This window comes from Rhodonellum psychrophilum GCM71 = DSM 17998 (genome assembly GCF_000381545.1).
Lineage (GTDB): Bacteria > Bacteroidota > Bacteroidia > Cytophagales > Cyclobacteriaceae > Rhodonellum > Rhodonellum psychrophilum.
The window spans coordinates 350,531-374,530 of record NZ_KB906675.1 but is presented as its reverse complement, the minus strand read 5'-3'; the positions used below and the strand labels follow the sequence as shown (position 1 = coordinate 374,530).

Annotated in this window: 22 protein-coding genes; 9 read left to right on the top strand and 13 right to left on the bottom strand. The window is 41.0% G+C overall.

The features are described from left to right. Nucleotides 1-172 precede the first annotated feature (172 nt). A complete protein-coding gene (locus tag F824_RS0107680) occupies nucleotides 173-1,093 on the top strand; it encodes an IS1595-like element ISRps1 family transposase (protein ID WP_019597292.1) in 921 nt (306 codons plus the stop codon). A gap of 855 nt (nucleotides 1,094-1,948) precedes the next feature. Here the strand turns inward: F824_RS0107680 and F824_RS25660 are convergent. The 4 genes from F824_RS25660 to hutH all read right to left on the bottom strand — a co-directional run bounded on the left by F824_RS25660 (nucleotide 1,949) and on the right by hutH (nucleotide 8,969). Continuing rightward, nucleotides 1,949-3,520: a S8 family peptidase gene (locus F824_RS25660; RefSeq protein ID WP_019597291.1), complete on the bottom strand. Its 1,572-nt coding sequence runs from the start codon at nucleotides 3,518-3,520 to the stop codon at nucleotides 1,949-1,951. Between the two features lie 306 nt (nucleotides 3,521-3,826). Beyond that, nucleotides 3,827-5,821 (bottom strand): urocanate hydratase, encoded by a 1,995-nt coding sequence (locus tag F824_RS0107670; protein ID WP_019597290.1) that lies wholly within the window; start codon nucleotides 5,819-5,821, stop codon nucleotides 3,827-3,829. Between the two features lie 67 nt (nucleotides 5,822-5,888). Continuing rightward, a complete protein-coding gene (hutI, locus tag F824_RS0107665; RefSeq protein ID WP_019597289.1) occupies nucleotides 5,889-7,148 on the bottom strand; it encodes an imidazolonepropionase in 1,260 nt (419 codons plus the stop codon). A gap of 249 nt (nucleotides 7,149-7,397) precedes the next feature. After that, a complete protein-coding gene (hutH, locus tag F824_RS0107660) occupies nucleotides 7,398-8,969 on the bottom strand; it encodes a histidine ammonia-lyase (protein ID WP_019597288.1) in 1,572 nt (523 codons plus the stop codon). A gap of 175 nt (nucleotides 8,970-9,144) precedes the next feature. Between hutH and F824_RS0107655 the strand changes: the two genes are divergently transcribed. Next, nucleotides 9,145-10,023, top strand: coding sequence for a LysR family transcriptional regulator (locus F824_RS0107655; RefSeq protein WP_019597287.1), 879 nt, complete (start codon nucleotides 9,145-9,147; stop codon nucleotides 10,021-10,023). Nucleotides 10,024-10,241: 218 nt separating this feature from the next. Here the strand turns inward: F824_RS0107655 and F824_RS0107650 are convergent, their stop codons facing one another. From F824_RS0107650 to F824_RS0107640, 3 genes are all read right to left on the bottom strand, one after another. Then, nucleotides 10,242-10,835, bottom strand: coding sequence for a hypothetical protein (locus tag F824_RS0107650; protein ID WP_139189655.1), 594 nt, complete (start codon nucleotides 10,833-10,835; stop codon nucleotides 10,242-10,244). Nucleotides 10,836-10,998: 163 nt separating this feature from the next. Further along, entirely contained in the window at nucleotides 10,999-11,688 is a 690-nt protein-coding gene (locus F824_RS0107645) for a hypothetical protein (protein WP_019597285.1), read from the bottom strand. Nucleotides 11,689-11,700: 12 nt separating this feature from the next. Beyond that, a complete protein-coding gene (locus tag F824_RS0107640; protein WP_019597284.1) occupies nucleotides 11,701-12,045 on the bottom strand; it encodes a hypothetical protein in 345 nt (114 codons plus the stop codon). A gap of 192 nt (nucleotides 12,046-12,237) precedes the next feature. Between F824_RS0107640 and F824_RS0107635 the strand changes: the two genes are divergently transcribed. From F824_RS0107635 to F824_RS26785, 4 genes are all read left to right on the top strand, one after another. Beyond that, nucleotides 12,238-12,528 (top strand): LysR substrate-binding domain-containing protein, encoded by a 291-nt coding sequence (locus F824_RS0107635; protein ID WP_262500758.1) that lies wholly within the window; start codon nucleotides 12,238-12,240, stop codon nucleotides 12,526-12,528. Nucleotides 12,529-12,831: 303 nt separating this feature from the next. Then, nucleotides 12,832-13,038, top strand: a complete 207-nt coding sequence (locus F824_RS0107630) for a type II toxin-antitoxin system VapB family antitoxin (RefSeq protein ID WP_019597282.1) — start codon at nucleotides 12,832-12,834, stop codon at nucleotides 13,036-13,038. Between the two features lie 158 nt (nucleotides 13,039-13,196). Next, nucleotides 13,197-13,385 carry a hypothetical protein gene (locus F824_RS27940; protein ID WP_019597280.1) on the top strand — a complete coding sequence of 63 codons (189 nt, stop codon included), beginning with the start codon at nucleotides 13,197-13,199 and terminating at the stop codon, nucleotides 13,383-13,385. 240 nt (nucleotides 13,386-13,625) lie between these two features. Continuing rightward, a complete protein-coding gene (locus F824_RS26785) occupies nucleotides 13,626-14,459 on the top strand; it encodes a helix-turn-helix domain-containing protein (RefSeq protein WP_092655394.1) in 834 nt (277 codons plus the stop codon). Nucleotides 14,460-14,465: 6 nt separating this feature from the next. Here the strand turns inward: F824_RS26785 and menD are convergent, their stop codons facing one another. The 3 genes from menD to F824_RS0107605 are packed head-to-tail and all read right to left on the bottom strand — an operon-like array spanning nucleotide 14,466 to nucleotide 17,787. Continuing rightward, nucleotides 14,466-16,154, bottom strand: coding sequence for a 2-succinyl-5-enolpyruvyl-6-hydroxy-3-cyclohexene-1-carboxylic-acid synthase (gene menD / locus F824_RS0107615; RefSeq protein WP_019597278.1), 1,689 nt, complete (start codon nucleotides 16,152-16,154; stop codon nucleotides 14,466-14,468). Continuing rightward, nucleotides 16,151-17,365 carry a chorismate-binding protein gene (locus tag F824_RS0107610; RefSeq protein ID WP_019597277.1) on the bottom strand — a complete coding sequence of 405 codons (1,215 nt, stop codon included), beginning with the start codon at nucleotides 17,363-17,365 and terminating at the stop codon, nucleotides 16,151-16,153. Before F824_RS0107610 ends, menD begins: the two co-directional genes overlap by 4 nt. Beyond that, nucleotides 17,362-17,787: a hotdog fold thioesterase gene (locus F824_RS0107605; RefSeq protein ID WP_019597276.1), complete on the bottom strand. Its 426-nt coding sequence runs from the start codon at nucleotides 17,785-17,787 to the stop codon at nucleotides 17,362-17,364. Before F824_RS0107605 ends, F824_RS0107610 begins: the two co-directional genes overlap by 4 nt. A 53-nt stretch (nucleotides 17,788-17,840) precedes the next feature. Here F824_RS0107605 and F824_RS0107600 point away from each other — a divergent pair, with 53 nt between their 5' ends. Then, complete coding sequence (locus tag F824_RS0107600) at nucleotides 17,841-18,470, top strand: histidine phosphatase family protein (RefSeq protein ID WP_019597275.1); 630 nt, start codon at nucleotides 17,841-17,843, stop codon at nucleotides 18,468-18,470. Here the strand turns inward: F824_RS0107600 and F824_RS0107595 are convergent. The 3 genes from F824_RS0107595 to F824_RS0107585 form a co-directional block, all read right to left on the bottom strand. Then, complete coding sequence (locus tag F824_RS0107595; protein WP_019597274.1) at nucleotides 18,448-18,870, bottom strand: hypothetical protein; 423 nt, start codon at nucleotides 18,868-18,870, stop codon at nucleotides 18,448-18,450. The genes F824_RS0107600 and F824_RS0107595 overlap by 23 nt on opposite strands. Before the next feature lie 101 nt (nucleotides 18,871-18,971). After that, on the bottom strand, nucleotides 18,972-19,739 hold the full coding sequence (locus F824_RS0107590; RefSeq protein ID WP_019597273.1) for a zinc ribbon domain-containing protein: 768 nt from the start codon (nucleotides 19,737-19,739) through the stop codon (nucleotides 18,972-18,974). A 3-nt stretch (nucleotides 19,740-19,742) separates the two neighbouring features. Further along, nucleotides 19,743-20,843 (bottom strand): Nif3-like dinuclear metal center hexameric protein, encoded by a 1,101-nt coding sequence (locus tag F824_RS0107585; RefSeq protein WP_019597272.1) that lies wholly within the window; start codon nucleotides 20,841-20,843, stop codon nucleotides 19,743-19,745. Nucleotides 20,844-20,884: 41 nt separating this feature from the next. Between F824_RS0107585 and lpxK the strand changes: the two genes are divergently transcribed. Further along, nucleotides 20,885-21,946 carry a tetraacyldisaccharide 4'-kinase gene (gene lpxK / locus F824_RS0107580; protein WP_019597271.1) on the top strand — a complete coding sequence of 354 codons (1,062 nt, stop codon included), beginning with the start codon at nucleotides 20,885-20,887 and terminating at the stop codon, nucleotides 21,944-21,946. Next, on the top strand, nucleotides 21,936-23,882 hold the full coding sequence (locus tag F824_RS0107575; protein ID WP_026333560.1) for a putative porin: 1,947 nt from the start codon (nucleotides 21,936-21,938) through the stop codon (nucleotides 23,880-23,882). The genes lpxK and F824_RS0107575 overlap by 11 nt, the downstream gene beginning before the upstream one ends. Nucleotides 23,883-24,000 lie beyond the last annotated feature (118 nt).

The window sequence follows — 24,000 nt, the reverse complement described above, 5'->3', positions numbered from 1 at the left end:
CATCTGGAAATATGATTCAAAGTAGCTTATCAATGTAAAAATATTTATTTTTATTATATGCATATCCGCAATGACACCAGTAGCCAAATAAATATAAAGTGACAGCTAGTGACAATTGCTATTTGTGATCATTCAATCTATATAAATTGGGTCAAAATAAACGGTTTTGACTATGAATATTATCAATTTCATCAATCGCTTCCCGGATGAATCAGCTTGTATTGAATTCATTAAGTATCAAAGGCTTGAGCAGGGAGTAATTTGTAAAAGATGTTCATGTTCCAAGCACTACTGGCTTGAAAACAAGAATTCTTTCCAGTGCTCCTCCTGTGGTTTCCGAACCAGTATTAAGAGCGGAACCGTGATGGAACACAGTAACCTTCCAATTCGTGTCTGGATGCTTGCCATTACCTTCATATCTGCCACAAAGAAAAGTTTCAGTGCTGCAGAGCTTCAAAGGCAACTGGGCTTAAAGCGATATGAGCCTGTTTTCAGGATGTACCATAAAATCAGGGTTGTAATGGGTAAACGGGATGATATCTACAGGCTTGAAGATATGGTTGAATATGACGAAGCCTTTGTTGGAAAGGCAGTCAACAATAAAACCAAAAACAAGCTCAAACGAGGCAGGGGAAGCCAAAAACAGTCTAAAGTAGCTGTCATGGCTGAATCAACAGTATTGGAGGATCCTGACTCGGGAAAGCTTGAAAAGAGCTGTAGATATTTCAAGATAAAGAAGATAAAGAACTTGGAGGCTAAAACAGCACAGGCCTTAATCAAAGAATTCATTGATAAAAGCACTGTCCTTCAAACAGATAAGAGTACCACCTTTTCAGATCTGAGTGATTGTATTGATGTTCATGTCAGAGAAACCTCTGGAACAGATCAGGGCAACTTCAACCTTAAATGGGTTCACATTGCCATCAGTAACTTAAAGAAACATCTGCAAACATACCATATGATATCTGAGAGGATGATGCAGAACTATCTCGATGAGTTTTGCTATAAGCTCAACAGAAGATATTTTGGTCAAAGATTTTTTGACAGGCTCATCATTGCTTCAATTTATCCTTACTGGTATGATTGCGGATAATCATATTTTATTATTTTAGACTCAAGGAAAAATGGGATAATTGAAATAAGGGAAAAACTGCACGACTTGATAGACAACGCAGATGACCGCTTGTTAAATTTGATTTTGCCATGATGGTAGGTGATATGAAGGATTATCAACTCAGTGAATCCCAAAAAAAATACTTGACCAAAGACTAGCTTCCCATGAGGCAAATTCTTTTACCTGTTCATCATGGCAGGAGGTGAAAATTAGGGTCAAGGAAAAGCGATGAGCTATTGATTGATCATCAAGACCGAGGCTGAATCAGATATATTTAAAATTGCGAAATGCTATTAGGAAAAGAAAGAAGGTTTAGAGTTTGAATTCCTTGAGGAACTGGGAAAGGTTTTTATTCCGGTATAGGAAAGTCCGATTCGGTTTGATCCATCGTTTTTTGTTTGCTGTACACTTTACTTTGGAAGCTGATAAAATATTCATGTTGGCTGTCTTAGGTTCGGATCAAGATTCAAACCTTTGGAGATAGCGAAATATTGGATAACCTATATGTTTTTTAGACCTGCCGTTTGTAGATTCGAAACCAAAGTTTTATGACCGTTATTAAAATTCAAATTCTTTTATATTCCTCCGGAATTGTCACTTTCTACCTAGGTTTAATGAGGGGCTCACATACTTCTTTGATGAAAAAAATTAACTTTTTTAAGTAGGGCTCTGTTTAAAAAATTTTGGGTGGAATTAAAAAATAAAGCCTTCGGTTTATTGAGAACCGAAGGCTTTTTAATTCTCTTACCAAAGTTGATGTTTGTCTGGCTTAGAGCGTGTGTTTTAAATTAAGGTTTCACCATCAATCATCAAATTATAGGCTTGGATTTATAATTAATTAACACCAGCAGCTTTCGCAGCATCGACAAACCCACGACCATAATATTCGTCGTTTCCTGGCTTGCCAAGATCTGTAGCAGTCTGGCTTAATTTTGCTCTTACTTGGGCAGGAGTCATGTTGCCACCATTCACTTCCATCATCAAGGCGACTACACCGGCGAGTGCAGGGGAAGCCATTGACGTTCCTTGTGCCCAGTTATAATTACCATTCGTTGTTCCTCTAACTGTACTAAATACCTGGTCAAATACTGCACACGTATTTGTTGCCGTGCGGTATGTACCAATCAATGTACAAGGAGAGTAATTGCCTTCAACAATTGCAAGGCCAACAGTACCACCTGGTGCAGCAAAATCTACCAATGATTTTCCAAAATCTGTATAATATGCAGGTTGGGAAAAGTTCGTGTTTCCAAATACCCAACCCGTAGGGCCAGTTGAACTAATAGACAATACATGCTGATTTTGTGCAGGAAGTTTGAACAATTCTTTGGCATCATCATAATTGGTGGCACCATTACCCGCTGAGGCGATCACTGTCACACCATTTTGAGTTGCATATCGCGTAGCTCTGTCATAGGTTTTTTGCAATTCTCTAAAGAAAACTCTAAAGGCTGGATCTTGCCAATTATTTCTATAATCGATAGTTGCACCTAAACTCATATTGATGATTTGAGCTCCGCCTCCACCTTGGGAAAGTGGTGTGGCTGCGTATAATATACCATCCAATATCCATTCAAATGCACCAGAACCATTATGAAGCGACTTTACGCCGATAATGGTAGCCTTTGGAGCGATACCTACAACACCAAAACCTGAAGCGGCAACGATTCCTGCTACGTGTGTTCCATGCCAGAATGTCCCTATGTCTTGATTGAAGTTAAATCCTGGAACTGTAGAAATAGAATTAGCAATGTCTAAGTTGGGAGCCAAGTCAATATGGGTTGAGTGAAATCCGCCATCGATTACAGCAACTCGCACACCTTTACCTGTCACCCCTGCATCCCATGCTTTTGGAGCATTGATAGAAGCAGGAGCCCACTGCCACCCGTCAAAGAGAGCAGTCTTATAGTTGAAAGGGGTTCCAATTGCACTGGTTTCGACTGATTGTCGCGCTCTGGCGGCATCTAAGGTGGTCTCTGGTCCTACTAAATTTGGTTCCTCTGTATATTGTAAGATTAAATCCGGAGTGATGGATTCGATTCCACTGATACTGCTGGCTTTCGTATGGAAATCAGCTGATCTGGCGACAGCCACCGCTACACCGATTTCAGGATAGGTTTTTACAATTTCACCACCTGCATTTTGAATACTACTCTCTAAGTTGTTTGGTAAACTTTGACCTTTTGACAGAATCAAGAATCTCCCAGTGAAATCTCCTTGACGCATATTTGAAAAATCAGTCATTTCGGTGATCTCACTGAGATCGAATTGACTGATATTTAGTCCTTCTTCCAAGATGGATTCCTGGATTGGATCTACTTGCATTAGGTCACTGTTACATCCTGCAAACAGTAAACTTGCCATCACAACTAAATGCGATAATTTGGGTTTTTTAAAATAATTCATAATAATATTTCGATTGTTTTGATAAATGGTTAGAAATAAAAATTTTATGGGTTGTTTCAGTTTTCCATAGGCATTTAATCATTGATAATTTGAAACTGAAGAATTTAAAACAATTGAAATTAATAAGATAATTTAAATAAAATACTTTTTTTTGATTAAAAAGTGCATTTTTTTTTGTTTTGAACTTTAAAGACTTCTGAAATTAAAATTTCTTACATCCCTTTTTTGAAGAGATACTTCCAATTAATTGAGCGCTTTATCTATCCTCGATTCTTTAGTTAAAAAAATGCAACACACGGGAAGTTGCTATAAATTCAAAAATGTTTCATCCACCATCTCCGGAATCGTCACCCTCAACCCCGGTGTCCGTTCCATCTCCCTCTTAATCGCAAACAAGGCTTCGTCATTTCTCGCCCAAGCCCTTCTGGCTATTCCATTGTTGACATCATAAAAGAGCATGGACTTCAATTTTCTTTCTGCTTCCATTGTGCCGTCCAGATGTAAGCCAAAACCGCCATTGATGACTTCACCCCAGCCCACACCACCGCCGTTGTGAATGGAGACCCAAGTTGCGCCGCGGAAACTGTCACCGATCACATTGTGGATGGCCATATCTGCGGTGAATCGACTGCCATCATAAATGTTGCTGGTCTCCCTGTAGGGGGAATCCGTCCCGCTCACGTCGTGGTGATCACGTCCCAAAACGATGGACGAAGAGATTTCTCCGCTTTTGATGGCATCATTGAAAGCTTGGGCGATCTTGATGCGGCCTTCGGAATCGGCGTAGAGAATCCTTGCCTGGGAACCGACCACCAAATTGTTTTGTCCGGCTTCTTGGATCCATTTGATGTTGTCCTGAAGTTGTTGTTGGATTTCGGATGGGACCGTTTTTAGGATTTCTTTCAAGACTTTCAATGCGATTTGGTCTGATTTCTCCAAATCCGCAGGTTTCCCAGAGGTACAAACCCATCGAAAGGGACCAAATCCAAAATCGAAACACATGGGTCCCAATATGTCCTGTACGTAGGAGGGATATTTGAAATCAATTCCGTTTTTGGCCATTACATCCGCACCGGCACGGGAGGCTTCCAGCAAAAATGCATTTCCGTAATCAAAAAAGTAGGTGCCTTTGGCCGCATGTCGGTTGATGGCGGCTGTCTGACGGCAAAGGGATTCCCTGACTTTGGTCTTGAAGGTTTCGGGATCTTTGGCCATCATTTCATTGGCTGCTTCAAAGCTCAAACCCACGGGATAATATCCGCCAGCCCAGGGATTGTGCAGCGAAGTTTGATCCGATCCAAGTTCGACGATCACGTTCTCCTTGTCAAATTTCTCCCAAACGTCCACTATATTTCCGAGGAAGGCGATCGATACCACTTCTTTTTTGTCTTGCGCTTCTTTGACCCTTTTAACCAAGAAATCCAGGTTGTCGATCAATTCATCTACCCAACCCTGTTTGTGCCTTTTCTGTGCTGCCTTGGGATTGATTTCCGCACACACAGTGATACATCCTGCAATATTCCCTGCTTTCGGTTGGGCGCCACTCATTCCACCCAATCCAGATGTCAAAAAGACCTTTCCTTTCGGATTGATTTCAGACCCGAGTTTTTTGCGAAAAGCATTCATCACGGTAATGGTGGTTCCATGAACGATCCCTTGTGGTCCGATATACATAAAAGATCCGGCAGTCATCTGTCCGTATTGGGTGACGCCGAGTGCATTGAATTTTTCCAAATCATCCGGTTTTGAATAATTCGGAACCATCATGCCATTGGTGACGACCACTCTCGGGGCCTCTTTGGAAGAAGGGAAAAGTCCCATGGGATGGCCAGAATACAGGTGCAAAGTCTGGTCTTCGGTCATCTCAGAAAGATACCGCATGGTGAGCAGGTACTGCGCCCAGTTCTGGAAAACTGCCCCATTTCCCCCATAGGTAATCAGTTCGTGTGGATGCTGTGCCACTGCAGGGTCCAAGTTGTTCTGGATCATCAGCATGATGGCCGCTGCCTGTTGGCATCCTGCAGGATAATCTGATATGGGCCTGGCATGGATCTCATAGTCCGGCATGAAGCGGTACATATAAATCCGCCCGTAATTTATCAACTCTTCAAAAAATTCCAATGCTAGCTCAGCATGCCAGTTCGGCGGAAAATAGCGGAGGGCATTTTTTAGGGCAAGTTTTTTCTCTGCCGGAGAAAGGATATCTTTTCTTTTGGGTGCATGACTGATCTCTGAGTCATAGGCTTTTTTTGGTGGAAGCGTCCTCGGAATACCTTGGCAAATTTGTTCTTGGAAAGTCATTTTTTTTCGATTGAGAGTCTGCTAAATTCAAATGGGGTTGAGGGATTTTTCTTCGAAAACAATGGATTTAGCCCTTTGCTTTCCATACACATGAGCCTTTTTTCCATACCATCTCCGGTTTAAGTTTTCCCTGATGATAAGTGATGTCTTTGTAATCTGAGGTTAGGAAGAAAATGATGTCTGCCAATTTTCCCACGGCAATGCTGCCCCTGTCGGACAAGCCAAGCGCTGCTGCCGCCCGACAAGTGATTCCTGCCAAGAGCTCTGCATTGCTAAGTTTCTCGTACGTTCCAAGGACCGCCGCTTGCATCAGCAAATCACCCATCGGTGCCGAACCTGGGTTCCAATCCGAAGCGATGGCCAAAGCACCACCTGCATCCAGCAGTTTTCTGGCTGGCGTAAATGCCACTCCCAAACCCATCGAGGCTCCAGGCAAGGCCACTGCAATGGTATTTGAATTGGCTAATAATGCTATTTCTCTTTCTGTGCTGGCTTCCAAATGATCGGCCGAAATGGCGCCAAAAGCTACCGCAACTTCCGAACCGCCAACATGGAATTGGTCTGCGTGAACGGTGATATCCAATCCAAGGTCTTTGGCTTTTTGGAAGTAATCTGCAATGTCATCAGGGCTGAAAGCCGAGTCCTCTATGAAGGCATCGATCCGGTTGCTGAGGTTTTCGGATTTCAGGATTGGGAACAATTCATTGCTGATTGTTTCCAGGTATTCTTTTGCTGAACCCTCAAAATCCTTTGGACAGATATGGGCAGCAAGGCAGGTTGGAATCAAATCTGCTGCAGTTTCCGAATTTGCCTGTTTGATGGCATGGAGCATTTTGATTTCCTCGGATAATGAAAGCCCATAACCGCTTTTTACCTCGATGGTGGTGACGCCTTCGAAAAGGTGTCTGTTTGCTCTTTTGACGGTTCCTTCGACCAATGCTTCCAAACTGGCATTTCTGGTTTGTGTGACCGTATCCCAAATTCCTCCTCCCGATTTGGCAATTTCCAAATAAGATTTTCCAGCATTGCGCATGGCAAAGTCATTTGCACGGCTTCCCGCAAAGCAGAGATGCGTATGGCAGTCCACAAAGCCTGGCAAGGCAACAAAATCCTCTGTCAAATAGACCATTTCAGCATCCACGGTCAATGCTTCGGGATATAAATCTTCATAGGGCCCAATTTTAAAGATTTCCTGATTTTTGATCAGAATTCCAGCTCCTTGAATCACCTGAAGTTGCTCGTCTCTCAATGCACCCTTCAATGGAAGATTTGCCAAAGTAACCGCTTGACGGATTGGCCCGATAAAAGTGAATTTGATTTTGGTCATATTTTTTTAAAGAACAATGTTCTAGTCTTGAGGATTAAGCAATGGTTCAAGTCTTCAGTTATGGTTCAAGTCTTCAGACTTGGACCATCTTCTTCCAGTCTTCAGACTGAATTTCTAGACTTCTTTCAGTTGTAAAACTGCTTTTTAAGTCTGACCCTACAGTCTGAAGACTGTCTTGAGTAGAGTCCAAGTCACCGCTTCGCTGAAGACTTGAACTAGGTTGGCGTTTCGCTGAAGACTTGAACTCGGTTAAAAGCGATCAAACTCCTCCGACCATTTTGTCTCCAATTTCAATCCTTCTCTTGCCGCTACTTCCTTTGCTAAAGTTAGCAATTCTCCACTTCGGATGATGTCAATGGCTATCTCCATGTCTTCATACATGAGCTGATCTTCGGTGACATGTTTGATTTTGGTTCGGACGTGTTCATAGAGTGCGGTCATGATTTTTCCGGACTTCAAAGGCGCATGGAAATCCACCGCCTGTGCTGCACAGAAGAGTTCCACCCCAAGGATTTTCTCCACATTCTCAATCACCTGCAATGCCTTTCTCGCGCCGATACTTCCCATACTCACATGGTCTTCCTGTCCCAAGGAAGTTGGAATGCTGTCCGCCGAAGAAGGGAAACACAATCCCTTGTTTTCACTTGCCAGTGCCGCAGTGGTGTATTGTGGAATCATAAAGCCTGAGTTCAATCCGGTTTCCTTGAGCAGCAACTTTGGGACACCCGGAGTATCTCCTTCCAAGGAAAGGTAGATCCTGCGGTCGGAAATGTTCCCGATTTCCGAAGCAGCCAGACAGGTATAATCCAAAGGCATGGCAATCGGTTGCCCGTGAAAATTCCCGCCACTGATGGTGTGGTTTTCGTCAAAGACCACGGGGTTGTCCGTGACGGAATTGATCTCGATTTCGATCATCTGTTTTAGATGCAGCCATGCATTTCGGGACGCACCGTGTACCTGCGGCATACAGCGTAGGGAATACGGATCCTGAACCCTTGCGCAAGCTGCATGGGAATGGACAATCTCAGAATCATGAAGTAAATTAAGTATGGACTGGGCTACATGTTGGTTTCCGGCGTAGGGACGGAGTTGATGCAGTTCGGTAGAAAAAGGCTTGATCGAACCCAATAACCCCTCGAGCATCATGGCACCTGTAATATCGGCATGGGCCAAAATATTGTAAAATCGATACACAATCATGACCCCAAATGCAGCCATAAATTGAGTGCCGTTGATCAAGGCCAAACCTTCCTTTGGTCCGAGGTGTATTGGCGCAAGGTCAAGTTGCTGGAAAAGTTTGGCTGTTGAAATTATCTCTCCTTTGTAATGCACTTTGCCCAATCCGATCAAGGGCAAAAACAAATGAGAAAGCGGTGCTAAATCTCCAGATGCACCCACTGAACCTTGTTTTGGGACGACGGGAATGATGTTGTTTTCGATGTGCCAAAGGATTCTATCTAAAGTACTTTCTTGGATTCCCGAAAATCCCTGGGCCAAGGCATGGGCTTTCAGGACGAGCATCAACTTTGAAATTTCAATCGGGATTGCCTCACCGAGACCGACTGCATGGCTTTTCAGGAGGTTTTCCTGGAGTTTTCTGGTTTGCTCTGGTGAAATCATCGTAGTACACAGTGGTCCAAAACCCGTGTTGATGCCATAGACAGGCCTACCTTTCTCAACAATACGATCAACGGCTTGGGCACTTTTCCTGACTTTCTCTCGGCTTTCATCGGAAATAGTCCCTTGTATATTTCCCCTACAAATACCCAAGGCAATGGAACAGGTAAGGTGATCTTGGCCGTATTGAAAGGTTTTTGGCATAAAATAAGGAATTTTGGGATGTTTTCGAAATGTCAAAAGGTAAGCGCTATCTCATTTAAACCATTTGTAACCAAATGAAGATCGGATAACCTGGCTGATCTAAATCTGATCTTATTCAAATTTACTTGGTATCTTTAATACTTCTAAATACCAATTCTATCAATAATCAATAACCATGGGTTATCAAATAGCACTTCGGCATCTTGAATATTTCAAAGCAGTGGCCGAGGAACTGAATTTCGGTCGCGCTGCGGAGCGGCTTTTTATCTCCCAACCGGGTCTCAGCCGACAGATTAAACAGATGGAGGAGATTTTGGATGTGCAGCTTTTTGAAAGATCCAAACGGCGGGTGGAACTGACGGCGGCAGGCCATTACCTGAAATCGGAAGTGGATTTTATCTTCAACCACCTAGAACTCACCAAAACTCAGCTCAAGGAAATCGCTGCCGGTAAAATTGGGGAGTTAAGGATTGGTTTCCTAGGATCAGCCGCCCATACCGTATTGCCAGAACTCTTGGTGAAAATCTCCCAAAACTATCCCGGAATCCAAACTACCCTGGAAGAACTCAGCAATGCCATGCAGGTAGAAATGCTGGAAAAGGACAAGCTGGATCTGGGTTTTGTACGCTTGGCACGGGTACCGGAACCGCTTCAGATGAAAGTGGTCAATCAGGATACTTTCTCGGTGGTGCTGCCTTTGGGGCATCTTTTGGCAAAGGGGAAATTCAAAAATGTGGGACAATTGAAGGAAGAAAACTTTATCCTTTTTTCCCACGACTATTCTTCTATCTATTTTGACAAAATCATGTCCATTTGCGAGGATCAGGGTTTTTCACCCAAAATCACACATAAATCTGTACATGCTTTGACCATTTTCAAGTTGGTAGAGGCAGGTCTTGGGGTAGCTATTGTTCCTACTTCATTAAAGGAAGGGTATGATTTGAAGGTAAAGTTTATCGAGTTGGAAAAGATCCGACAGAAGACGGAGCTTTTTGCGGTGTGGAAAAAGGGGAATAGGAATCCGGCGGTTTTGAAGGTGTTGAGATTACTCTAATGGAAATATAATTGAAATTGGAGCGAAGCGGAAATCCCGGGAGCGAAGCGATTCAGGATAAAGTTGAAATATACTTCGTGAAATACAATTGAAATATGCTTCGCAAAATCGGAGATTAACGGAGATCCCGAGAGCGATAGCAATTAGGAATCTAATTATTTAAAAAAAAATCCGTTGACAAAATATTTTGTCAACGGATTTATTCTGATTGGAATTAATTATTTTAAAGTAATCTCATAGCCAAGGGAAATAAATGAAAACCAAGGGCTGAGTTTATGAACTGCACCAAAATTTTGATTTTCATACATTATTTCCCTTAGATTTTTCTCCATAATAGGCCCTGCTAGGTTGTAACCATGATGGCTGAACAAAACCAAAGAAGAGACTTCGCTGATTTTGTAATTTAATCCAAGCTTGGAGATCAGGTTTACGCTGTATTTATTGTTTATGGTTACCTCAGAATCAATTAAAGATATGTCATAAACCGGAACGCTATTTCCTGAATTATCTTTTGTCCGTAAAAAATGGAAACCATTTTCCGGCATAGAGATAGAATTATGGGGTAATAAGTTTAAACCAATACCTGCACCAATCAAAAACGCTATTTTAGTATTTGGGATTTTGAATTTCTTCAAAGCCAAATTGTTTAATTGATACTGATCAAATACATATTTGTACCCAGTCGAAGCTTTGCTTCCTCTATTGAGGTCAACTATTTGAAGATACGAGCTAAACCGATGAACGGTAAAATTCCATTCAAAAACCCAATTATTTTTGATTTCTTTTTGAGCATAGGCATTTATTCCCCACATCCCCCTATTGATGGATCTTAATGTACTAAGGTCCTCGGAACTTTTCCAAGTATACAATGGCACGCCAAAACCTGTTCCAAAAGTTATTGTACTTTTTTCTTGAGAATAAACATGGAACGACCACAAGCAGCACAAGAAAACTATCCAGACCTTGAGACTTATTTTAGTAACCATCTTTAATATCACATAAATTGAACTGCCAATAATCCCCGGTTGGAGAATATCCATGGTTACCTCCAACTTCTCCAAAAAACTGAGACTTCACCCAGTATTTTTCAAGACCTCTACTGCTGACATAATATTCAGGTTTCAACTGATTTGAAAATATATTTGTGCTATTGACCAAAAATATTTCTGAACTTCCAGACTTTTTACTTTTGAATTTCACATCATACCATATGTAAAGTGTAGTTGACTCACTGTTCCATGTTAGAAATGATCCAGAGGGCCTTCGCATATACTTAGATTCAGAAAATAGCCTAAAATAGATAGCTACTTTTTGATAAACGTGCTTTGATTCAAGTCTATATGTAAAATTATTTCCTCCATTAAAAGTAACACCTTCAATATTGGAATTTAAAGAGCACTTTATTTTGTCGCAGTTTGTACAATAAGTTGCCGCATTTGGGTCAAAAGTTGACATTATCCTGGAATTCAATTCTTGAGTTGTAATGGTAGACTCCTTGCCTTCCTGTAAGAGCTGTAAAACATCATCTTCAAATCTGTATAATTTAATTGACTTGGTATCGTAATTTCGTTGAGCTAATTTTTCTTTTTCTGAAAAATCCTCAGTTACAGCGGCAATTTTTAATTCGAAGTCAAGTTTAATCAAATAGTTATCTATGAACACCATAAAATCCTGATCCTAAATTTCCAATAATTGAGTGTCTTCCAGGTCCTCTAAAAATTCAGTAGCATCACTACTGGTTCTTAAATTTTCTTTAACTCCACCAGCTTCTTCAAAAAAGAACAATTTGGCATTGTCAAACTTAGGTATTTCAAACTTTTCAGGTTTATTGAAAAATTCATCATAATCGTTGAAAGTTTCAAACATTAAGGTACCTTCCAAAATTTCTAATTTTTTAGAAGATTCCTCTTCAAAAGCTAGAGGATGGTCATTTAAGTCGTCCTGACACCCCCCCATAATGAGAATTAAAGCAGTGCCTAAAACTACGGATGCACGCATAGTGCAAAAGAATTTTGTTTTCATAGAATTAAAATTTAGAGTTTAAAATAGTTTTAAGAAATATACAACTAATTCTTAATTACCAAATTAAAAAATCATTAATTTTCAAATAATTTTTGGTATATATTTTTTATTTAAAGTAGATTTTATCCTATAAGGTTTAAAAAGTTGATTGTTCTTAGAATTGACTTTATTTAATGATCAAACTTCAATCTTATTTCCCATGACTATTCCTCCATCTATTTTGACAAAATCATGTCCATCTGTGAGGATCAGGGTTTTTCTCCCCGCATCACCCACAAGTCTGTGCATGCCCTGACCATTTTCAAACTGGTAGAGGCGGGATTGGGAGTGGCTATCGTGCCAACTTCATTGAAGCAGGGTTATGATTTGAAGGTGAAGTTTATTGAATTGAAGGATATCCCTCAAAAGACTGAGCTTTACGCTGTCTGGAAGAAGGGGAATAGGAATCCGTCTCTTTCACACGTTTTGAGATTGCTTCAATAAATGATGAGGGATTTAACTTCAGAGATCGAAGCTTGATGGATTTCCCATGAACAATTGCGAAGATGGAAAGAATCCAGTTTTTTACTCTAGAATTTCCTTCCTATCGGATTGGGCTTTTTCTGAACTAATTATTCCTTTAGCCATGTGTCAATTTCAGAATTGGTTTGCCCCTTAGGCAATCCAATTATTGGTTTCATCTTAATGGAACTTTAGCCTAGTCGCCAAAAGCAAAGATAAACGTTTGTTTGAAAAATTTCATTTATTTACGATAACACATCATTTTTTTTATAAAAAACTGACAGCGTGAAAGTTACAGCAATAATTCCTGATGATCTGATATCCGAAGCCATGGAATTGTCCAAGGCAATTACAATAACGGAAGCACTGAAAATCGCTTTGATTTCTTACATCCGATCCCAAAAAATAAAAGAATTAGGTGAATCCATCCTGAGTGAACCATTGGAATTTAGATGCACTGCCCAAGAATTGCGCGAGCTTAACAGAAAATGAAGGGGGTGGTATTGGATACATCCATTTGGATTGAATATCTAAAGGGGAATACACAATATTATTCAACCTGCCAGGAGCTCTTGGAAAATGGCAGGATTTTGTGTTTGGAGCTAATTTTTGCTGAATTACATGGTGTTAAAGGTTAAAAAGAGATTTTGATGATCAAGGAATTTGTATCAAATATACCTTTGATCGATGAACCCATGCTGATTATCGAAGCAGGAATATTGTCCCATGAACTTCATCTTATCAATGAAGGGGTTGGGTTAATTGATGCCGTGATCATTCATGCCGTCCGAAAAAATCAGCTTCAACTTTGGACATTGGATAAAAAATCAGAAAGGTGATTGGGTATGATTATTTGTATGGGAATTGAAAGGTTAGTAAAATTGTTTCTTGCCATTCTGAATACTGCATGCCTTTTGCTTTTGTTTCAATAGGTTTGTTTCAAATGTATCATTATGTCCAACTCGTTGTCGCTTATAAAGCAAAATGTCGGGTAAATGTCGGGTCAAATCCGCCAGTAATTCAGGTGAAGTTTTAAAAATTCAAAGGAAATTGCGATGGTAAAACAAAATCTTGTAATCATGAAACAACCTGAATTGGGTCGAAAAATCCTAGAGCTGAGAAAGTCCAAAGGGCTTACTCAAGAAAATCTAGTTGAACTCTGCAGTATCAATGTCCGGACCATCCAGCGGATCGAATCCGGCGAAGTCACTCCTAGGTCTTATACCATCAAGGCCATTTTGGATGCGCTTGACTTTGATTCCTCTGAATTCTTGAATGAGGAAGAGGCGAAATTACGACCTTCATTGGTTGATAAAACAAAGGTTTCCAGTTTTCTAAAAAATGCCTTTTTTATTGGAATCGTGTATTTTTTGTTGGCACATGCGGAGTTGGCTTTTGATTTCATGTTGCTGGAAAGCGGAGAACTTTCAGTACCCAATTACTTGTATTTTATTGTAAAAATAGCCGTGATGCTCACCTTTTCCTGGTTTATTTTGGGCTTCTACAAATTGGCAGACATTCTCCCGAATGCTTTGGTAAAAGGGGCTTCTATATTGCTGATTTTCGGAATCGTGGCTTTTAACAGCGCAGATATGTATGCGCTTCTCAATCCCACGTTCCTCTCCATAGAAATATTGCAAATCTCAAAATCGATGGTTTCTGGCGCCATTTATTTGGTTTTTGGCATAGGTTTGATCAGTTGGCAAAAAGAAATGGGACCAATTGCCCTCGTTACTGGATGTTTGGGAATCCTCTCGGGAATCATGTTCATTTCTGTCATATTGGCACTCCCAGGTTTGGTGGTGTTCACGATTTTTGAAATTCTTCTGTTGATTTTGCTCTTTAAAGCATCAGAAAATCTTAAGATTTCAAAATCCGTAAGCGAATCAAATTCCGTTCAATTTGTTATTTGAATGCCTTCAATTTGAATTGATCATTCGAGAAACCTTTCCTTTAACCCATTTGAGAATCTCCGCATTGGACACGCTCTCGGAGTGGATTTCCAGGATTTTGGGATGGATGGACTTTTTGTGAAAACTTTGCAAGGCAAATTCCAATTGGCTTTCATTTGTGCAATTGATATATTCAAAACCATATTCGGCAGCCAAATGGTTTGCGGAAAGTACTTGTTCAGTTTCAAAATATTCCTCCAGTTCAGGTTGATTGGCCGGGCCCTCGATCAACCTGAATATCCCACCTGCGTGGTTGTTCAATAAGATGATCCTGAGGTTGGGCATTGTGTAATTGTGCCAAAAAGCATTGCGGTCATAAAAGAAAGCCACATCTCCGGTGATCAGGGTTACTTGGTCTTTGGTCGTAAAAGTGCAGCCCACAGCCGTGCTGTTTGTCCCATCGATTCCACTTGTTCCGCGGTTGCAGATGATTTCCTGTTCCCGCATTCCCAGGAGATTGACATACCTTACTGCCATGCTGTTGGCCACGTGGATTTTGGTGTTGTCAGGTATTTCCTGCAAACATTTCTGGATGGCTTTGTATTCCCCAAAGGGCGCTTCGTCAATTATTTTGGACAGATTGTTTTGGACCAATTGATCCATTTGTTGCCAAGCCGTTCTGAATTCGGGATTTCCGGAAGGAATGTTTTCTTTCAGGAATTCAAAAAAATGACAAGGAGTGGTGGGAATATGAAAGGACAGGGATTGATACGTGTCCGGAACATACCCCCCAGGCTGGATGTGCCAATGCGCCGCTTTTGATTTTCTGAGGAATAATTTAAGGTTTTTGGAAATAAGGGATTTCCCGAAGGAAACGATCAAGTCCGGATCCAGTGCTTCATTCCATTTATCCAGCCCAAGAAAATGATCATGGCAATTGATGGTTTGCTCAGATTGGAGATTGGACAGAGTATCGGTAACCACTATTGCCTTGTGCGATTCCACTAACTCATCCAAGAGTTTTTGGATTTGTACATTCGGCCGTTGTTGCCCTGGGACGATTAGGATTTTGCTGAATTTATTGAGTTTTGACCGGAGCTTTGCTTGTGTCTCCTCCGAAAGAGTAGGGAGTACAGAAATTGCTTCTATAAGATTGATGTTGCTCGAAAAATCAAAGATCTCGCCTTTTTCTGGGTAGAAAGGCTCTCTCAATGGAATATTGATATGGACAGGTCCGGCAGGAAAGCTGGTGGAAAGATTGATGGCTTCATTCACCATTCTCTGCGCATGCCACACTTTATCGGGATGCCCAAATTCATCTGGGAATTGAAAACTTCCCTTTACATGCTCCCCATACACATTGTTTTGGCGAATGGTTTGTCCATCCCATTGGTCGATCCATTCTGGAGGTCTGTCTGCCGTGATCACCACAAGCGGGATTTGTTGAAAAAAGGCCTCCGCTACTGCCGGGAAATAATTTAGGGCCGCTGATCCACTTGTACAGACCAAAACAACAGGTTTTTCTAGTTGCTGCGCCATTCCCATTGCGACAAATGCAGCGGAACGTTCATCCGTGATGGTTTTGGTTTGAATGTCGGGATGTCTTACGAAGGCCAAAGTAAGTGGCGCGCACCTGGAACCAGGCGATAAAACAACATTTCTGATGCCTTTTTTGGCACAAATGGACACAAGGTCAATTATCGGTTGAAGGATCAAAGTGGATTTTCTAAATTGAGGTGTTTGGCGATGATTTCACATTTCATTTCGGTTTCTTCCCATTCTTTTTCCGGGATGGAATCTTCGGTGACTCCAGCTCCGGCATACAGCAAAGCAAAACCATCCAATAATTGTGCAGTTCTAAGATTCACATAGATGGAAGTTTCCTCTTCTATGTTCACAGGGCCGATAAATCCCGCAAAAAGGCAGCGGTCAAATTTTTCATTTTCCAACAAAAAATCCAAAGCAGGCTTTCTCGGCATGCCACAAACGGCAGAGGTAGGGTGCAATAATTCCAACATGACGGAACCCAATTGCTGAAAATTGGTCCTGCGCATGTCGACTCTAAAATCCGACCTTAAATGGAGGAGATTTCCTGCCAAAACCGTCTTTGGGCCCTGTTCATCATAATCGCGCAATCTGATTTTTTTAAAGCAATCCACAATGTATCTACTTACCAGTGCTTGCTCTTCTATTTCTTTTTGAGTCCATGCAACAGTTTTCAGGGGATTGTCACCTCTGGCTTTTTGTGTCCCAGCGAGTGCCATGGTAGAGAAATTATCTCCTTTGGTTTGTATCAAAACCTCTGGGGAAGCACCGATCCAAGAACCAATGCTCGGAATATGGAAGAAATTGATGAACGCATTTGGATAGGATTTTACCATGCTCAAAATCGATTTGACCAAATCAAAATCCTGATTCAACTTCAATTTTTTTGTCCTTGCAGGTACAATTTTATTGAGATGCCCTGCCTCGATGGCGGCAAGTCCTTTCTCCACCAAAGTAAGGAACGCCTCTTTGTTTGTTTCTGTCGAGGTTTTGGAAGAATTAATGTTTTCAAAAATCGCCTTTTTTATGGTATCTGAAGCGGCTTTTGAAGTCTCAATCCCCTCTTCAAGTACGGGCAAGGATTCCTGTTCTTCCAAGGGATAATTCAAATCAATTTTTAAATATTGATTGGCTTCCAGAAAAAATGCTTTTTTATCTTCTTGGTCCACAAAAGGGTGCACGATAAATCCAGCAGGCAAAACCTCTATTTGCAAGGGGGTTCTTTTCAGGTTCCCCGTAGTGTCTATCAGCACTTGTAAAAAAGATGATTTGGGTTTTCTCCACAATGCCACCTGGTGTCCTTCTGACATTGCATTGGCAAGTACATTTCCCAAATATTGGTTTAGCGTGTATATTCCTTTTTTTAAGGTTGTATCCATCATTGGTTTTTTTCCAAAATCGCCATGGTTATCCTGCTGATACAGCTCAAATCACCACTTTCTGTATAAATTCTTATTTCCCATACTTGGGTCTTTTTTCCAAGATGGATAGGGGAGGCTACCCCTCTCACAAAACCCTCCCTGACAGATTTAAGGTGGTTGGCATTGATTTCCAAGCCGACACAAAATTGCTTTTCCTTGTCAAGGGTGAGCGTTGCGGCCACACTTCCCAGAGTTTCCGCAAGCACTACACTTGCCCCTCCATGTAACAGCCCAAGGGGTTGTTTGGTTCTAGAACATACGGGCATTGTTGCCTCTAAAAAGTCAATTCCTATTTTGGTAAATTCAATTCCCAAAAAATCCGTCATTGTGTCTTTGCCCCAATTATTGATCGTGTCTAAAGCAAGGTTTTTGGGAAATATCATATTATTTGGGATAAAAGCTTTTTCTTTGAAATCTAGAACAAAAATAGAGAATCTTGCTAAGTAAAAAAATCTTCTTAGTCCGTCACGGACAAACAGACTATAATCTAAAAGGAATCGTTCAGGGAAGCGGAATAGATGCTCCCTTAAACTGGAACGGACACAAGCAGGCAGCTGCATTTTTTGATGCCTATAAAGATGTTCCATTCGACAAGGTTTATTATACAGGATTGCAAAGAACCCGGCAATCCATCCAATCATTCATTGACCTGGGGATTCCCAGTGAATCCATTCCTGAGCTCAACGAGATCAGTTGGGGGAGATATGAGGGAGTGCCGATGACTCCTGAGGAAAATACCTATTACAATTCCATGTTGGAAACATGGGCTTCCGGCGATTTGGATTATGCCATCGAAGGTGGTGAGAGTCCAGTAATGGTCAGTCAAAGACTGGAGAAGGGAATTGAAAAAATACTTGCTCAAGAGGGAGAGACCATCCTTATTTGTATGCATGGAAGAGCCATGCGCATTCTTCTTTGTTACTTGTTGAGATATGACCTGAGATATATGGATGTTTTTTTACACCAGAATCTCGGTTTGTATTTACTACATCGGGATGACCTGGGTACATTCAAAATAGAAAAATTCAATTCTGGAGATCATCTCAAGGAGCTGGTGCTGATTTGACAGCTCTTTCAGCTTTTTTGATTTTCTGGGTTTTTTCCTCGAAGGAGGCCAATAATTCCTGATAAACCTCTTTTGATTCATTCAAGTCAATAATTTGAAAGGCGATTTCATTCAAGGAAAGTGTTTCATTTTTGTTCAACCTCACAGTGAATTCTCCCAATTGGCATTTGTCCATAGTGGAGTTGGGGATTTTCACCAAAATCGCAGCATCCGAGTTTCCCGAATAAGACCTTGTTTGGAAAATACCCATCAAGCTTAATTCGATAAAAGCAGCAGTGCTTTTGTTTTCCTTCAATTCTGATTTATCGAATATCACCAAGAAAGTCTTTTCCCCAGGGTCTTTGCTGTAAGCAAAGTTGCAAAGGAAACAGAATAATAGAAGTGATAACAATTTTTTCATGTTACCAAACTATAAAAAATGAAATTGAAAATCAAGTGTTTATTGAAAATGAGAATAAAAATAAAAAAAAAGCCCGAGATTGTCGGGCTTTTAGAATGCTGTTAAGCTTTGCTTCTTTTTTTCTTTGGAGCGTTTTCCTCCTCGATTTCATCTTCTACACCAGCAAGGATTCTTCCGCAGTGCTCGCAGACAATCAGCTTTTTCTTTTCTCGAATATCGGCTTGTCTTTGTGGCGGTACGATGTTAAAGCAACCTCCGCAGGCTTCTCTTTTCACCATTACTACTGCCAGTCCGTTTTTGGCATTTTCCCTTATTTTGGCGTAAGACTTCAAAAGTCTTTCTTCAATTTTCTTGGAAGCTTTCTCACGGTCATTCCTGAGTTTGCTTTCTTCGGATTCACTTTCTGAAACAATGGTTTCAAGTTCTTCCTGCTTGTTTGTAAGATCCTTTTTTCGGTCTTTCAGGATTTCGTTCAAGGCATCTAAATCCTTGTTTTTTCCTTCAATTCTTACTTGAGCTTCTGCAATTTTCTTTTTTGAAACCTGAATTTCCAAATCCTGAAGTTCCAGTTCTTTTGTAATGGCGTCATACTCCCTGTTGTTTCTGACATTCATTTGTTGTTCCTGGTACTTCTTAATAAGTTTTTCGGACTCCTTGATATTTTCTTTATATCTCTTGATATCATCATCAAGGGCCGCAATATCCTTACTGAATTTTTCGAGTCTTGTTTCGTATCCAATAATCTCATCCTCAAGGTCCTGCACTTCTTCAGGCAGGGCGCCGCGGATTTTGACAATGGAATCTAGACGGGAATCTATTTTTTGAAGATTGAGTATGGCTTCGAGTTTCTGTGCAACGGTACTTTCCATGTACTATATATAAGTTATGGGATTCGTAACTACTTTTGTAAAATAGAGTGCAATATTACTAAAATTTCGTGACAATATCTCCAAGATTAACTCTTTTGTGTAAATTTCGCTTTCGTAATGTCCAATATCACAAATAACCAATTGATTTTCAGCATCAAAGAACTCGTGGTATTTGATGTCCGCTGTGATAAAGATATCTGCGTCTGATTTTTTGGCTTGGTTCAACAGGAAAATTCCTGCACCACCACATACTGCCACTTTTTGAATGGGTTTGTTCAGCAGTCTTGTGTGCTTCAGAATCTTTAGTTCCATTTTTTGTTTTAGGAAACTCAAAAATTGATTTCCATCCATGGGACTTGCTAATTCACCGATCATACCTGCACCAACGGACTGATTTTCATTTTCGATCTTTTGTATATAGTAGGCGACTTCTTCATACGGATGGGCGGCCTTAAGCGCATGCAACACCTTTCCTTCCAAATAACTGGGCAGCAGAACCTCGATTCTTGTTTCGGGTTCTTTGTGGGGTTTTCCCTGGCTTCCCTTATGCGGATTGGATTTTTCCGAAGGTGTGTACGTTCCAGTCCCATCAGAGATAAAGCTGCAATTTGAGTATTCGCCTATATGGCCTGCCCCAGCTGCAAATATAGAAGCCAACACTTTTTCGGTAGCTTCCAAAGGAGCAAAAGTGACCAGTTTGGACAGGATTTCTTTTTTGGGTTGGAGAATTCTTGTGTTGGTCAATTCAAGTCGGTCGGCAATTTTTTTGTTGACCCCTTCAGCAATATGATCAAGGTTGGTATGCATGGCAAAAATCGCAATATCATGCTTGATTGCTTTGATTACCGTTCTTTCTACATAATTTTTCCCGGTAAGACTTTTCAAGCCTTTGAAAATAATCGGATGGTGAGCAACAACCATATTGCATCCTAAGGAAATTGCCTCTTCAATCACTTCTTCTGTAACATCAAGTGTACAAAGTATTCCTTTTGCCACATCCAATGGGTTTCCCGTGATCAATTGGGCATTGTCATAGGATTCTTGATAGGCTGGGGGAGCGATTTTTTCGAGGTAAGAAACTATTTCCCTGATCGTATAAACCATAATTTATTTTACTTTTGTTCAAAATTAAGGAAAAATAGCCAATGCGCTGGTATGACCCTCTGCTTTATCCAATTGCCCTTCTGTATGATGGAGTGACCCGTTTGAGAAATGGGATGTTTGACAGCGGACAAAAGAAAAGCACTGAATTTTTGGTTCCGACCGTTGTGGTTGGAAACTTAAGCATGGGAGGGACAGGAAAAACCCCCTTGGTAGAATTTCTTATTGAGTTGCTGATGAAGGACTTTCAATTGGCAACGCTCAGTAGAGGCTATGGGAGAAAATCCAGGGGATTTTTGCTCGGGAAGGAAGGGTTGGGGCCACACGAGATCGGAGATGAGCCTTTTCAGCTTTTGACCAAATACGGAAAACAAGTAACTGTAGCCGTGGGGGAGGAGAGGGTATTGGCGATTCCTGAAATACTTTTTCACCGACCCGAAACGGAGTTGATAGTTTTGGATGATGCTTTTCAGCACAGGTATGTGAATGCAGATTATCGGATTTTATTGACAACTTATCAAAAACCATTTTTCAGAGATAAAGTCCTTCCAGTGGGCACCTTAAGGGAAAATGCCAAGGGCGCCAAACGGGCAGATTTGATCATTGTGACCAAATGCCCAGAAGGGATACCGGATGACCAGAAAATTATATACAAAGCTGAAATCAGGAAATATTCCAAACCCGATTGTCCGGTTTTTTTTGCAGGCTTGAAATATGGAACACCTTATTCCGTTTTTGGAGGCGGGCAGCAGTTGAAACAAAAAGTGATTTTGGTTTCAGGCATCGCAAATGACCAAGTGTTGAAAGCATATGTGGAGAAAAAATTTGAATTGGTTGAAACGATGACCTATCGGGATCATTATTTCTATACGGTGGAAGACGTTCAAAAAATCAGGGAGAGATTTGACCAATATCAGGATGTGATGGTTTTGACTACCGAAAAAGATGCTGGGAAACTAAAAGATCCTAAATTCCGTGATTATTTGATAGAAATTCCGATTTTTGCCTTGCCTGTAAAAGCTGACCTGAATGAGGCAGATCAGCGGTATATTTATGAAAATATTACAAAAATTGTTCAGGAAAAAGGTTATATCCGTGAGTTTTAAGAATTGGTTGCCCGTATTTTTTCTTATGCTGCTTTTCAGCGAAGCTGCATGGGCCCAAATACCCACCAGACCGATCAATCCTCCTGCCAGAGAAAGACAAACGGTAGATCCTGATCAAGAGGTAAGCTCGGAAAGTGGAGGAAGAAAGAAATTGATCGATGATTCCACCAAGATGGTTTTTGGTCCCAAAACCACCTTGTATTTTTTTGAAAAAGACCTCAAGCAAAACAGAGTTATCAAGCACGAGGTCGACACGGTCTTGAACAATTTCCATTATTATGAGCCAGTGGCCAAGTCAGGTTGGAAATACCAGGATCTTGGGAATTTGGGGACGGCGGCCAAACCTATCTTTTTTCAGGCGCCCAAAATGATCGGGACCACCTCAGGATTCAATGCCTACGATCTTTATTACCACTCGCCTGACAGTCTGAAGTATTTTGATACCAAGTCTCCGTATACGAATATGTCCGCCTTTTTTGGTGGGGGAAATAGAAATATGCTTGATTTGACTTTTGCCAGGAATGTGACGTCCAAGTGGAATGTAGGATTCAATCTAAACACCATTAAAGCGAGGAAAACGCTGAATCCAAATGCAAGGGATGACAATGCCGCAGACCAAACCTCCTATTCGATTCATACCAACTACAAATCTGACAATGACAAGTATATGCTTTTGTCCAATTTCACAAGGATGAAACATACTGCAAGAGAGCAAGGTGGAATCATTCCACCCGAAGTGGATTCCACATCTCTGTATTATACCTATGAAGATGCCAAAGTTTGGCTTAGGAATTCAAGGGCAACGGATTTGAGACAGGATCTTCATCTTTACCAGGAATATGAGCTGCTGAAAGGTTGGCAGGTGTATCACGTTTTTGACAAAAGAAAACAGGTGGTTTCGTTTAAAACAAATCTCAATTCTACTGATTCAACGTTTTTTGATCTGTACAATCCCTTAAGATTCAATACTAGAGACAGTACCGCCAATGAAAATCATTTTTCGGAATGGAGAAATGAAGTGGGTTTCAAAGGGGATATTGGCTTGTTGTATTACAATGCATTTGTAAAATTTCGTACAGGTAAAATGAAAAGTCCATTTTTGGGCAATCCAAATGGATTTGATGAATTGTATATTGGAGGAGCCTTGAGAGGAGATTTGAGTGAAAAATGGAGGTTTGAGGCGGAAGGTGAATACTTGCTTCCTGGTGCATTTAGGATTCACGGTTTGTTCGTCTCCCCTTTTTTGGAAGCCTCTTATACGAAGTCAGTATCCAAGCCAACTTCCATCCAAGAAGTGTACCGAGGAAACCATCACCGCTGGAGCAATAGGTTTTCAAATGTTGGCGTGGATCAGATTCAAGGGGTTATCAAATTGGATTTCCCCAGCTGGACCTTGCGGCCGAACATTACCTTGAACCGAGTAAATAACTATATCTTTTTCAATGAATTTCAGCAAGCTACTCAGGCTTCTGGAGGAGCATTTATGGTGATTCCAGGCTTGAAATCCAGTTTTAATCTCAAGAAAAAGTTTTTTTGGGAATCGGAAATTCAATATACCCTGATCACGGGAGAGGGTGCGGATAACTTCAGGATTCCTGAGCTATTCATCAATTCCAGGGTTTTCTTCGACAGTCCATTGTTTAATGAGAAGCTGTTTGTCCAGATTGGATTGGAGGGAAGATACAGAAGTGATAATTTTGCGGAAGCCTACAGTCCCGCCATCCAGCAGTTTTATTTGCAAAACGCGTTTCAAGTTCTCGCCTATCCGGTGGTGGATTTCTTCCTGAATGCCCGAATCAATCGGACAAGGATTTTGCTTCGGTACAACCACGTCAACAGCAACCTGTTGTCCGAGCCTGGATATTTTGTCACTCCTGATTTTACCGGACTAAAGGGAGCATTGGATATTGGGATCAGTTGGCCGTTGTTTGATTGAGTTGTTTGGTGGTCATGAAGGGAATGCTTTTTCTTTGTTTAAAACCATTTCAAATTCAAGAAAAAATTTCCAATTCCAGTAGAAGATTTCTGTTCAAAACCAGACCCAAAGAGTACAG

Coding starts and splice junctions, on each gene's coding strand:
- F824_RS25660 (WP_019597291.1), bottom strand. CDS start 3,520: ATGAATTATTTTAAAAAACCCAAATTATCGCATTTAGTTGTGATGGCA.
- F824_RS0107605 (WP_019597276.1), bottom strand. CDS start 17,787: ATGATATTTCCCAAAAACCTTGCTTTAGACACGATCAATAATTGGGGC.
- F824_RS0107650 (WP_139189655.1), bottom strand. CDS start 10,835: ATGTGGGGAATAAATGCCTATGCTCAAAAAGAAATCAAAAATAATTGG.
- F824_RS0107670 (WP_019597290.1), bottom strand. CDS start 5,821: ATGACTTTCCAAGAACAAATTTGCCAAGGTATTCCGAGGACGCTTCCA.
- F824_RS0107595 (WP_019597274.1), bottom strand. CDS start 18,870: ATGAAAAAATTGTTATCACTTCTATTATTCTGTTTCCTTTGCAACTTT.
- F824_RS26785 (WP_092655394.1), top strand. CDS start 13,626: ATGAAACAACCTGAATTGGGTCGAAAAATCCTAGAGCTGAGAAAGTCC.
- F824_RS0107655 (WP_019597287.1), top strand. CDS start 9,145: ATGGGTTATCAAATAGCACTTCGGCATCTTGAATATTTCAAAGCAGTG.
- F824_RS0107645 (WP_019597285.1), bottom strand. CDS start 11,688: ATGGTGTTCATAGATAACTATTTGATTAAACTTGACTTCGAATTAAAA.
- F824_RS0107610 (WP_019597277.1), bottom strand. CDS start 17,365: ATGATGGATACAACCTTAAAAAAAGGAATATACACGCTAAACCAATAT.
- hutH (WP_019597288.1), bottom strand. CDS start 8,969: ATGCCAAAAACCTTTCAATACGGCCAAGATCACCTTACCTGTTCCATT.
- F824_RS27940 (WP_019597280.1), top strand. CDS start 13,197: ATGATCAAGGAATTTGTATCAAATATACCTTTGATCGATGAACCCATG.
- F824_RS0107585 (WP_019597272.1), bottom strand. CDS start 20,843: ATGGTTTATACGATCAGGGAAATAGTTTCTTACCTCGAAAAAATCGCT.
- lpxK (WP_019597271.1), top strand. CDS start 20,885: ATGCGCTGGTATGACCCTCTGCTTTATCCAATTGCCCTTCTGTATGAT.
- F824_RS0107680 (WP_019597292.1), top strand. CDS start 173: ATGAATATTATCAATTTCATCAATCGCTTCCCGGATGAATCAGCTTGT.
- hutI (WP_019597289.1), bottom strand. CDS start 7,148: ATGACCAAAATCAAATTCACTTTTATCGGGCCAATCCGTCAAGCGGTT.
- F824_RS0107590 (WP_019597273.1), bottom strand. CDS start 19,739: ATGGAAAGTACCGTTGCACAGAAACTCGAAGCCATACTCAATCTTCAA.
- F824_RS0107640 (WP_019597284.1), bottom strand. CDS start 12,045: ATGAAAACAAAATTCTTTTGCACTATGCGTGCATCCGTAGTTTTAGGC.